This window comes from Flavobacterium sp. UBA2787 (genome assembly GCA_002352205.1).
In the GTDB taxonomy this organism is placed as follows: domain Bacteria; phylum Bacteroidota; class Bacteroidia; order Flavobacteriales; family Flavobacteriaceae; genus Flavobacterium.
Genome location: DEHZ01000001.1, coordinates 1 through 11,760 on the forward strand (window position 1 = coordinate 1; position 11,760 = coordinate 11,760).

General features: G+C 33.0%; 12 protein-coding genes and 3 tRNA genes. 14 read left to right on the forward strand and 1 reads right to left on the reverse strand.

Going from position 1 to position 11,760, the window contains the following annotated elements; genetic code table 11:
* The first annotated feature begins 236 nt into the window (after positions 1-236).
* The 6 genes from thrS (at position 237) to B4N66_RS00030 (ending at position 4,852) form a co-directional block, all read left to right on the forward strand.
* Positions 237-2,183: a threonine--tRNA ligase gene (thrS, locus tag B4N66_RS00005; protein ID WP_291091471.1), complete on the forward strand. Its 1,947-nt coding sequence runs from the start codon at positions 237-239 to the stop codon at positions 2,181-2,183.
* 23 nt (positions 2,184-2,206) lie between these two features.
* Positions 2,207-2,755 carry a translation initiation factor IF-3 gene (infC, locus tag B4N66_RS00010; protein ID WP_262510653.1) on the forward strand — a complete coding sequence of 183 codons (549 nt, stop codon included), beginning with the start codon at positions 2,207-2,209 and terminating at the stop codon, positions 2,753-2,755.
* A gap of 101 nt (positions 2,756-2,856) precedes the next feature.
* Positions 2,857-3,054 carry a 50S ribosomal protein L35 gene (rpmI, locus tag B4N66_RS00015; RefSeq protein WP_091398482.1) on the forward strand — a complete coding sequence of 66 codons (198 nt, stop codon included), beginning with the start codon at positions 2,857-2,859 and terminating at the stop codon, positions 3,052-3,054.
* 150 nt (positions 3,055-3,204) lie between these two features.
* Positions 3,205-3,549, forward strand: coding sequence for a 50S ribosomal protein L20 (rplT, locus tag B4N66_RS00020; protein WP_112086596.1), 345 nt, complete (start codon positions 3,205-3,207; stop codon positions 3,547-3,549).
* Between the two features lie 110 nt (positions 3,550-3,659).
* Entirely contained in the window at positions 3,660-4,232 is a 573-nt protein-coding gene (locus B4N66_RS00025; RefSeq protein WP_291091475.1) for a hypothetical protein, read from the forward strand.
* 119 nt (positions 4,233-4,351) lie between these two features.
* Complete coding sequence (locus B4N66_RS00030; protein ID WP_291091477.1) at positions 4,352-4,852, forward strand: phosphoribosyltransferase family protein; 501 nt, start codon at positions 4,352-4,354, stop codon at positions 4,850-4,852.
* Here B4N66_RS00030 and B4N66_RS00035 read toward each other — a convergent pair.
* Positions 4,841-5,362: a shikimate kinase gene (locus tag B4N66_RS00035; protein ID WP_291091479.1), complete on the reverse strand. Its 522-nt coding sequence runs from the start codon at positions 5,360-5,362 to the stop codon at positions 4,841-4,843. The two genes, B4N66_RS00030 and B4N66_RS00035, sit on opposite strands and share 12 nt — an antisense overlap.
* A gap of 125 nt (positions 5,363-5,487) precedes the next feature.
* Between B4N66_RS00035 and B4N66_RS00040 the strand changes: the two genes are divergently transcribed.
* The 8 genes from B4N66_RS00040 to B4N66_RS00075 all read left to right on the forward strand — a co-directional run bounded on the left by B4N66_RS00040 (position 5,488) and on the right by B4N66_RS00075 (position 11,756).
* Positions 5,488-5,560: transfer RNA gene (locus tag B4N66_RS00040), tRNA-Lys, on the forward strand.
* 49 nt (positions 5,561-5,609) lie between these two features.
* Positions 5,610-5,682: transfer RNA gene (locus tag B4N66_RS00045), tRNA-Lys, on the forward strand.
* A 46-nt stretch (positions 5,683-5,728) separates the two neighbouring features.
* A tRNA-Leu gene (locus B4N66_RS00050) sits at positions 5,729-5,810 on the forward strand.
* 200 nt (positions 5,811-6,010) lie between these two features.
* Complete coding sequence (locus B4N66_RS00055) at positions 6,011-6,907, forward strand: MerR family transcriptional regulator (RefSeq protein ID WP_291091481.1); 897 nt, start codon at positions 6,011-6,013, stop codon at positions 6,905-6,907.
* 54 nt (positions 6,908-6,961) lie between these two features.
* Entirely contained in the window at positions 6,962-8,431 is a 1,470-nt protein-coding gene (locus B4N66_RS00060; RefSeq protein WP_291091483.1) for a phytoene desaturase family protein, read from the forward strand.
* Between the two features lie 11 nt (positions 8,432-8,442).
* A complete protein-coding gene (locus B4N66_RS00065; RefSeq protein ID WP_291091485.1) occupies positions 8,443-9,282 on the forward strand; it encodes a phytoene/squalene synthase family protein in 840 nt (279 codons plus the stop codon).
* A 1-nt stretch (position 9,283) separates the two neighbouring features.
* On the forward strand, positions 9,284-9,733 hold the full coding sequence (locus B4N66_RS00070) for a sterol desaturase family protein (RefSeq protein ID WP_291091487.1): 450 nt from the start codon (positions 9,284-9,286) through the stop codon (positions 9,731-9,733).
* Positions 9,734-9,836: 103 nt separating this feature from the next.
* The gene (locus B4N66_RS00075; protein ID WP_291091489.1) at positions 9,837-11,756 is read left to right on the forward strand and encodes a transglutaminase-like domain-containing protein; all 1,920 of its coding nucleotides are present in this window, start codon (positions 9,837-9,839) and stop codon (positions 11,754-11,756) included.
* Positions 11,757-11,760 lie beyond the last annotated feature (4 nt).

Sequence of the window (11,760 nt, forward strand, 5' to 3'; positions counted from 1 at the left end):
CTGCTCCCCTAGCCCCGATTGAAATGGAAAGCCCGGATTGTTGGGGTTGTGTGAGGCTTGCTCTGCCAAAGCGACCAACGGAAGCTCTTGGCAGAGCTTTGCCGAACCAAACCCAACAAACGGACTTGGAATGGAAAGCGGGAAATGGCTTCTTGAAAATGTTGTTTTAATATTACCTATATATATTGTGTGGGATTTTGTAATCTTATATATTTGCAGTCCATAAAAATTTAGGCATGATAAAAATTAGTTTACCTGACGGTTCGGTTAAGGAGTTTGAGAAGCATTCGACTCCGATGGATGTTGCAAGAAGTATTAGTGAAGGTTTGGCGAGAAATGTGATTTCTGCGTCATATAACGGCACTATTGTGGAAACGACGACGGAATTGACCACGGATGGTTCACTCATATTATATACTTGGAATGACAAGGAGGGCAAAAAAGCGTTTTGGCATTCGACTTCGCACGTAATGGCTCAGGTTTTGGAGGAGCAATATCCGGGAATTAAGTTAACGCTTGGTCCGGCGATTGATAATGGGTTTTATTATGATGTGGATTTTGGTGATACAAAAATTACGGAAGCTGAATTTAAAGCCATTGAAGACAGAGTTTTAGAAGTTTCGAGAGAGAAGCACGAGTTTAAAATGCGTTCGGTTTCGAAAGCGGAGGCTTTGGAAGTTTATAAAAATAATGAATATAAGACGGAATTGATTTCGAATTTAGAAGACGGAACGATTACGTTTTGTGATCACGCTAACTTTTTTGATTTGTGTCGCGGTGGTCATATTCCGAATACGGGATTGATTAAGGCGATGAAAATTATGAGCGTTGCCGGTGCGTATTGGCGTGGTGATGAGAAGAACAAGCAGTTGACACGTGTTTATGGTATTTCGTTTCCGAAGCAAAAAGAGTTGACAGAATATTTGGAATTGCTGGAAGAAGCCAAACGAAGAGACCACAGAAAATTAGGGAAAGAGTTGGATTTATTTGCTTTTTCGCAAAAAGTGGGTCAAGGTTTGCCATTATGGTTGCCAAAAGGAGCTGCTTTGCGTGATCGTTTGGAGCAATTTTTGAAAAAAGCTCAGAAAAAAGCGGGTTATGAGCAAGTGGTGACGCCACATATTGGTCAGAAAGAATTGTATGTTACTTCGGGACACTATGCGAAATATGGAGCTGATAGTTTTCAGCCGATTCACACTCCGGCAGAAGGCGAAGAATTTTTGTTGAAGCCAATGAATTGTCCGCATCACTGTGAAATTTACAACACAAGACCTTGGAGTTATAAAGATTTACCGAAGCGTTATGCTGAATTTGGAACGGTTTATCGGTATGAGCAAAGTGGAGAATTGCATGGATTGACACGAGTTCGTGGATTTACGCAAGATGATGCCCATATTTTTTGTACACCAGACCAATTGGATAGCGAGTTTAAAAAAGTAATTGATTTGGTTTTATATGTTTTCAGTTCATTAGGATTTGAAAATTTCACGGCTCAAATTTCGTTGAGAGATCAAGAGAACCGAGAGAAATATATTGGTAGTGATGAAAATTGGGAAAAAGCAGAAAATGCAATTATCAATGCTGCTCGAGATAAAGGTTTGAATACGGTTGTAGAATATGGCGAAGCTGCTTTTTACGGACCTAAATTAGACTTTATGGTGAAAGATGCTTTGGGAAGACAATGGCAATTGGGAACGATTCAAGTAGATTATAATTTACCGGAGCGTTTTGAATTGAATTATAAAGGAGCGGATAATGAAATGCATCGTCCGGTGATGATTCACCGAGCACCATTTGGTTCGATGGAACGATTTATTGCCATTTTATTGGAACATACAGCAGGAAATTTCCCACTATGGTTAATGCCCGAACAAGCTATAATCTTGTCTTTGAGCGAGAAATATGAAAATTATGCCGAAAAAGTTTTAACTTTGCTAGAAAATCACGAAATTCGCGGCCTGCTTGACAACCGCAATGAAACAATTGGCAAGAAAATCAGGGACGCGGAAGTGAAGAAAATTCCGTTTATGATTATTGTTGGCGATGAAGAAGAGAAGAACGGCACGATTTCTGTGAGAAGGCACGGTCAAGAAGGAAAAGGAAATATCACGGTTACAGTTGAAGAATTTGCAAAAATTGTAAACGAAGAAATAAGCAAAACATTAAAACCATTTGTAGTTTAACTTAAAAATTAAAAGTCATAGCAATTAGAAACAACAGGGGATATCAACCCAGAGTAGAAAAGAAGGCAGCACATAGAATTAACAATTTAATTCGTGTTCCCGAAGTACGATTGGTAGGTGAAAACATCGAGCCAGGAGTTTACAAAATCTCTGAAGCTTTACGTTTAGCCGAAGAATTCGAGGTGGATTTGGTAGAGATTTCTCCCAATGCAGAGCCGCCGGTTTGTAAATTAATGGACTACGGTAAATTTATCTACGAGCAAAAGAAAAGAGATAAAATGCTCAAAGCCAAATCGACTCAAATTGTAGTGAAAGAAATTCGTTTTGGACCACAAACGGATGAACATGATTATGAGTTTAAAAAGAAAAATGCCGAGAAATTCTTAAAAGAAGGAGCAAAATTAAAAGCATTTGTATTCTTTAAAGGACGTTCGATTATTTATAAAGAACAAGGTCAAATTCTTTTATTACGTTTGGCTCAAGATTTAGAAGATTTAGGAAAAGTGGAAGCTTTGCCTGTTTTGGAAGGAAAGCGAATGATTATGTATCTCGCTCCTAAGAAGAAGAAATAAGTTGCTGAGCAACTGAGATTCTGAGTTGCTGAGAATGTTCTTAGCTATTCAGAAACTAAAAAATAGTAAGTAAGTTGAATCACAAATAAATTTGGGAAATTATGCCTAAAATGAAAACAAAATCCAGTGCTAAGAAGCGATTCAAAGTAACTGGCTCTGGAAAAATCAAGAGAAAGCACGCTTTTAAAAGTCACATTTTGACAAAAAAATCTAAAAAGCGTAAATTAGCTTTAACTCATTCGACTTTGGTTCACAAAACCGATGAGAAAAGCATTAAACAACAATTAAGAATTATATAATTAGTGAATAGTAATTAGTGATTAGTAAATAGTCATTAATTCTTCAATAATTAATTCTTTAGGTTAAAAATTATTTAATAACCTTGGAGTATGGCCGATAAGTTCCCTTGATTAAATTCGGGACGCCTGCTACAAAAAAACAAGAAAATTATGCCAAGATCAGTAAATTCGGTTGCTAAAAGAGCACGAAGAAAAAAAGTATTAAAGCAAGCCAAAGGTTTCTTTGGTAGACGTAAAAACGTTTGGACGGTTGCTAAAAACGCGGTTGAAAAAGCCATGGTTTATGCGTACCGTGACAGAAGACAAAACAAAAGAAACTTCCGTTCGTTATGGATCATGCGTATCAACGCTGGTGCTCGTTTGGAAGGAATGAGTTATTCTCAATTCATCGGAAAAGTAAAATCTAACGGTATCGAATTGAACCGTAAAGTGCTTGCTGATTTAGCAATGAATCATCCGGAAGCTTTTAAAGCAATTTTGAATAAAGTAAAATAAACGTTTTAACAATCCGATTTTAACTTACTTATATAGAAAAGAGTTGTCTGAAAAGACAGCTCTTTTTTTATTATCTTTATACGATATTATTCTCTTTAAAATCTCAACTTATGTTACGAGTAATTTTAGGCTCTGTTTTGGTAATTATCACAATGCTACTTGTTCCTTCGGTAGAAAAAGCGTTGTTTTTCCTACCACTCATTTTTGCACTTTCGGTAAGTTTAGTGAATACTAACAAACTCAAACTAAACAAAGCTTTGGGAATTGTTTTAAGTATTGGCCAAAGTTATTTGGTTTTTCTGGGATTAGCTATTGTAATTTACTTTTTTGATGAGTGGATTCAAAACATTTCCAATGGCGATAGTTCAGAGATAGAAGGCGTAGCATTGATAACAATTGGTGGTTATTTAGCAGCATTGTTGCTATTTTACTTCTACTCGTTTTTGTTTAAAGTAATTGATTTTAAATTTAGTTTTTGGGCAATTAGTCTATGCCACACACTTGTTGTAATTGTGATGTTTGTTTTTTCTAAAAATGAATATCTTCAGTTTGGTGTAGAAAAATTTCCTGCTTATTTGATTTCATGGTGCATTTTCATAAGCTTAGCTTACAGTGTTTCGCTCAATCAAGAGCTTTTCTACAAATCATCAAAAATAGTAACTAGCGAGTCTGAAAACGTTTAAATCATGGTGCTTTTCTACTAAATTCAAGAAAAATAATTAATTTGGATATCGAAATTTCTCTGCAAAAAATGTTTTTTGGATATACTTAATCTTTCTATCTTTGAGAAAAATATAAACCCATGCCGCAAATTACAATTCTTTCACATAAGGAAATTGAGCATAAAATCAAACGAATTGCCTATCAAATCTATGAAACTTTTGTTGATGAGGAAGAAATTATTCTTGCCGGAATTGCTAAAAATGGGTATGTTTTTGCAGAAAAATTGGCGGCAGAATTAAGCAGAATTTCATCAATAAAAATAGCATTGTGCGAAGTTTATATTGATAAGTTAGACCCTTTTAAACCCATAACTACTTCCCTATCAAAAGAAAAGTATCAAAACAAAGGTATAATTCTGGTTGACGATGTTTTAAACTCAGGAACAACATTGGTTTATGGTGTGAAGCACTTCTTAGATGTTCCGTTAAAAAAATTCAAAACAGCAGTTTTAGTGGATAGAAATCACAAAAAATATCCGGTAAAAGTTGATTTTAAAGGCATTTCGCTTTCTACTTCTTTACAAGAACATGTGCAAGTGGTTTTTGAAAATGATGCTAGTTATGCTTATTTAAGTAACTAACTTCTTAATTTCTTCTACAACATCTTCAATTGATTTATCGTCAGTAGAAATGATATGCTTTGCTTTATGGTAATAAAAACTCCTGTCAAAAAGATGTTTGGCGATAAACTCTTTTAAATCCTCCTCAACCATTTCTGCAATAATTGGCCTTGCAGATTTGTTTTTATTCAAACGTCTGTATAGCTCTTCTACGGAAGTTTTTAAATAAATTGACACAATGCCTTCATTTTGCAAGAAAAGGTGATTATTCGCATAGCAGGGCGTTCCTCCGCCCAAACTCAAAATGAATTCATCATCCGATTCAATTAATTTTTTTAAAGTTTCATGTTCAAGCTTTCTAAAATAAAGTTCTCCTTTGGTTTTAAAGATAGAATTGATTGATAAATTTTGTTCATTTTCAATTAAAACATCCAAGTCAAAATGCTTTTTTTGCAAAACATTTGATAGTTTAGAAGCTATTATTGTCTTTCCTGAACCCATGTATCCAAGTAAAATAATTTTTTTTCGCATAATAAATCCCTGTATAATAAGGCGTTAAGAAAGATTAATTTAAAAATCCAAATTTAAGACAATTTTGCTTTGAAAAATAAATAATAAGACCGTATATTTGCACCCGCATTCAAGAAATTGTATTTGACTCGATAGCTCAGTTGGTAGAGCACAACACTTTTAATGTTGGGGTCCTGGGTTCGAGCCCCAGTCGGGTCACAAAGAGATGTTGCAGTGCAACGTATTAACAGGTTTTGAAGGATGCATTGACTCGATAGCTCAGTTGGTAGAGCACAACACTTTTAATGTTGGGGTCCTGGGTTCGAGCCCCAGTCGGGTCACAAAAGAGACGTTGCAGTGCAACGTCTTTACTTTTTTAGGTTGCAAGGCCACGTGGAGAAATTGGTAGACTTGCCATCTTGAGGGGGTGGTGCTGAAAGGCGTGTGGGTTCGAATCCCATCGTGGTCACATAATAAACTTTAAAAAACGTTAAGTGTACTTAGCGTTTTTTTTATACGTAAAGTTTAATTAATGTAATAGATTATTCTTCAAAAATAACTAATTGTACTATTTTTCCTTATTAAATCTACTATTTTCAAAAATAAACCATAAAAAAATAGTTCATTAATTAATAATTACTAATTTTGTTTAACAAATATAGCGAAAGAATGAACAATGTAAAAAATGTTTTCAGCATTAAAGATCTTGAAAATTTATCGGGAATCAAAGCCCACACCATTAGGATATGGGAAAAACGATACAATGTTCTTGAACCCATGCGAACAGACACAAACATTCGTTACTATGATTTACCGGCTCTTCAGAAGCTTTTAAACATTACATTACTTCACAATCACGGTTACAAAATTTCTAAAATTTCGAAACTAACTCCTGATAAAATAAGTATTCTTGTTAGAGAAATTGTAAATGAAAAAAGCGTGAAACATCATGCCATTAATGCATTCAAAATGGCGATGATGAATTTTGATCAAACTTTATTTTTTAATACTTATACCAACTTACTCTCCGAAAAATCGTTTCGTGAGGTTTTTTATGAGATTTTCATTCCGCTCATGAATGAAATTGGTTTGCTTTGGCAGTCTGAAACCATTTCTCCTGCTCATGAACATTTTATCAGTTATCTAGTAAAACAAAAATTATTGGTTAATACCGAAAAAATTCAGATTTTAGAACCAACCAAAGACGATCGTGTTTTTGTACTTTTTCTTCCGTTGAATGAAATACATGAATTAGGATTGATGTATCTTAATTACGAAATTATCTTAAATGGATACAAAACAATTTATTTGGGAGAAAGTGTTCCAATTGAAAGTTTAAAAGACATCAAAAAATATTTCGACAAGGTCACTTATATATCATACATGACCGTTGAACCTTCTAAAGATGATATCAATAATTATCTAAAAGAAATTCATACTGAAATTTTAGAAAGCAGTCAATCTGAATTATGGACAATTGGCAGACTAACCGAATTTATAAAACAAGAACAACATCCGAACGTAAAAGTGTTCAGTTCAATTTTAGAAATGTCAAATAATCTTTAATTTTTCCTTAAATCTTTTTTTTGTTTAACTTTTTATCTATATTTGTTAAACAATATGAAAAAAGATATATTTATAATCGGTTCCGGTTTTTCAGCTTTAGCTGCTTCTTGTTATTTAGCTAAAGAAGGTAACAATGTTACTGTTTTTGAAAAAAATTCCACTATTGGCGGTAGAGCCAGGCAACTCAAAAAAGAAGGTTTTACATTCGATATCGGTCCAACTTGGTATTGGATGCCCGATGTTTTTGAACGTTTTTTTAATGATTTTGGCAAAAAGCCTTCCGATTATTACGAGTTAATTAAACTTTCTCCGGCCTATCAAGTATATTTTGGTATTCGAGATTTTGTAACTATTGCAGATAATTTAAAAGATATCATTACAACATTTGAAAGTATTGAAAAAGGAAGTGGTGTTGTATTAGAAAAATTCATGTCCGAAGCAAAAAGTAACTACGACATTGCCATCAAGAATTTAGTTTACAGACCGGGAGTTTCGCCACTTGAATTAATTACGCCAGAAACTGCTTTGAAAGTAGGTCAATTTTTTTCAAACATTAGTAAGGAAGTTCGAAAGCGATTTAAGAATCAAAAATTGGTTCAAATACTCGAATTTCCGGTATTATTTTTAGGAGCAAAACCACAAGACACACCCGCATTTTACAGTTTTATGAATTTTGCCGATTTTGGAATGGGAACTTGGCATCCTAAAAACGGAATGTACAGCGTAATTTTAGCAATGGAATCCTTAGCCAACGAATTGGGTGTAAAGATTCAAACCAATGCCAATGTTGAAAAAATAATTGTAAAACAAAAGAAAGCAATTGGCATTAAAGTCAATGGACAAGAACAATTTTGTGATGTTGTACTCAGTGGTGCAGATTACCATCATTCGGAAACATTATTGGATATTGAACACAGAGCATATTCTGAATCGTATTGGGAAAAGAAAACGTTTGCACCTTCCTCCCTATTATTTTATGTAGGTTTTGATAAAAAAATTGAGAATGTAGAGCATCACACCTTATTTTTTGATGTATCTTTCGACAAACATGCTGAAGCGATTTATGATAATCCCTCATGGCCGGAAGAGCCGTTATTTTATGCTAGTTTTCCATCCAAAACAGATGATTCAGCTGCACCTATAGGTAAAGAAGCGGGAATATTTTTAATACCACTTGCACCCGGAATTAATGATACGAATGAAATTAGAGAGAAGTATTTTAATATAATTATTAATCGATTTGAAAAACTAACGGAGCAATCTGTCAAAGAAAGTGTTATATTTAAAGAATCGTATTGCGTAAATGATTTTATAAAAGACTATAACTCATACAAAGGAAATGCCTATGGAATGGCAAACACGTTATTCCAAACCGCTTTTTTAAGACCAAAACTGAAAAGTAAAAAAGTAGAAAACTTGTTTTTCACAGGACAACTAACAGTTCCAGGTCCGGGAGTTCCGCCTTCTTTGATTTCAGGGAAATTGGTTTCTGAATTAATCCAAAAAAATGCAACAAAACGTTAAAAATTCTTGCTATGAAATCTGTTTTTGACAATATATCTTATGAATGCAGTAGAAATGTCACGAAGACTTACAGCACTTCTTTTTCTTCGGCAGTAAAAATGTTGGCTCCTTCTATACGTCAGGATATTTATAATATTTATGGTTTTGTTCGATTTGCCGATGAAATTGTAGATTCATTTCATGAGTATGATAAAGAAACCTTATTTACTTTATTTGAAAGTGATTTAGAAAATGCACTTCACCATAAAATTAGTTTAAATCCCATTTTAAATTCATTTCAACATACCGTGAATCGTTATGAAATTCCAAAAGAATTGATTGATGCTTTTATGAAAAGTATGAAATTAGATTTACATAAATCAGAATATAAAACTACAGAGGAATATCAAGAATACATTTACGGTTCGGCAGATGTGGTGGGATTAATGTGTTTAAAAGTATTTGTAAATGGCAACGACACTAAATTTGATGAACTAAAAGAAAGTGCCATGCGATTGGGTTCTGCTTTTCAAAAAGTGAATTTTTTGAGAGATTTGAAGGCAGATTACGAAGAGTTAAACAGAACCTATTTTCCTAACACCGATTTAAGCCAGTTGGACGAAGCGTCAAAGCAAATCATTATAGCAGAAATTGAAGCCGATTTTGAGGCTGGTTTTGAAGGAATTCGTAAATTGCCAATTGAAGCAAAATTTGGTGTTTATACGGCTTATGTTTATTACAAAAAATTACTTTCAAAACTAAAAAAGACACCTTCACTAGCCATCAAGAACACCAGAATTAGAGTTCCCGATTATCAGAAAGTGGGATTATTGGCAAAATGTTACATCAACTATCGATTTAAAACAATATAATATGAGTATCTGGATTCACATTTTAGTATTCTTTTTAACCTTTTTCATGATGGAATTCATGGCTTGGTTTACACATAAATATGTGATGCATGGTTTTTTATGGCATTTGCATGCCGATCATCACAAAAAAGATCATGATTCTTGGTTTGAACGAAATGATGCGTTTTTTATTTTTTATGCTATTGTAAGTATCAGTTTCTTTTTGCTTTGGAAATACAACATTTTAGAAATCGGTTTAGCCATTGGAATTGGCATCTTTGCTTATGGATTAGCCTACTTTTTTGTACATGATATTTTTATACACCAGCGATTCAAATTGTTTAGAAACGCAAATAACATTTATGCAAAAGCAGTAAGAAGAGCTCATAAAATGCACCATAAACACTTAGGAAAAGGTGATGGAGAATGTTTTGGAATGCTGGTTGTACCTTGGAAATACTTCAAAAAATAGCGAATTCAGATTATTTTAAAACTTAGGATAAAAAGTAAAAGGTTTTTGAAAAATAATTTAGCATAAACTATTATTTTTTACTTTCTTAGCAAAAACAATTTTTATGCATTTCAAAACCATCCTATTTCTCTTTTTATTGGGAAGTTTATCTGTTTGTAGTCAAAAAAACATTGACCCAACCCCAAATGATATTGAACTCGCCAAAACCATTCGCGGAAAATACAGTAAGCAAGATGTTGCTATTTTGGAAAGTACTGAAATAGTGAATTTTGGTTTTAATAAATCAACTTCAAATGTCACGGTAGATTTATCTGTTAAGGAAGTCTTGATGAATATTAATCATCGTGCAGACATCTACAAATATGAATTTTATGATAGTTCTTCTAAAATTGAAACGTTTTTGTTGAAATATCGAAATGAAAAAACAGCCTCCTTCCCCATTAGAGATGAATTCTATAAAGATAAAGACTTGTTTTACAACGATGCTAGGGTGAAACATGTTCAAATTGATTTTCCTGTTCAAGGATACACTTATAATTATTCAATGAACAAGAAATTTGATGATGTTAAGTATTTTACTTCGCTTCACTTTAATGATGAATTTCCGGTAATTGATAAAAAAATTGAAGTTACAATTCCTGATTGGCTTGAAGTTGAATTAAAAGAAATGAATTTCAACGGACACAATATTATCAAAAGCGAAACTAAAGATCCAAAAAATAAATCGACTACTTATTTATATACTTACAAAGATATTCCTGCTGTTTTTAATGAACAAAGCAGTCCCGGGAGATCTTATTTATATCCACACATATTGGTTTTAGCAAAATCGTATGATTATAATGGAAAGAAAAGTAATCTTTTTAAAACCACTTCTGATTTATATGGCTGGTATAAATCACTCATAGATCAAATGAAAGATGACACTGAGCAACTAAAAAGTAAAGTGACAGAACTTACTGCAAAAGCAACATCAGACGAAGAAAAAATAAAAAACATCTTTTACTGGGTTCAAGACAATATCCGTTATATTGCCTTTGAAGATGGTATTGCAGGTTTCAAACCAGACGATTCACACCAAGTTTTTACCAAAAGGTATGGCGATTGCAAAGGAATGGCGAACCTAACAAAACAAATGCTTAAAATTGCCGGATTTGATGCTCGTTTAACGTGGATTGGAACCAAACATATTGCTTATAACTATTCCATTCCTTCTTTAGTTGTTGATAATCATATGATTTGTACGGTTTTTCAGAATGGTAAGAAAATTTACCTTGACGGAACAGAAAAATTTAGTTCATTAGGAAATTATGCCGAACGCATTCAGAACAAAGAAGTAATGATTGAAAATGGAAATGATTTTATTATTGATAAAATTCCAACAAGTTCAGCCGAAACAAATAAGGAAACATTCAGAGCAAAATTAGTTATTGAAAAAGACAAATTAAAAGGAACTTGTAATCGAACATATATCGGTGAAAGCAGAAACCAATTTTTAAACATTTATAACAGTTTTGAAACCGACAAAAAAGCAGAAGCACTGGAATATTATTTGGCAAAACAAGATAAAAACAATAAAGTAAAAGAGATAAAACCAAGTGATTTAAAGAACAGGGATGCAAAGCTCACGATTGATTACGCCTTAGAATCTTCCAACAGAATAAGTGAATTTGATGATGAAATTTACTTGAATTTTGAATTTATGAATGAATATAAAAATTTCACATTCAAAGATCGTGAAACCGACTATGAGTTAGATTATAAGACGTTATATGATTCCGAAATAACCATCACACTTCCGGAAGGTTATAAAGTAGATAAATTACCTGAAAATCTGACTCAGAAAAATGAAGATTATGACATTGAAGCTAGTTTTTCATTAAAAGGAAAAGAACTTGTTTACAGAAAAGTTTTCATTTTTAAGAATGCAATTATTCGAAAAAATCAACAAGAATCCTGGAATGCAGCTCACAAAAAATTAACCGAACTTTATAATTCATCTATTACTTTATCAAAATCATAGTTTT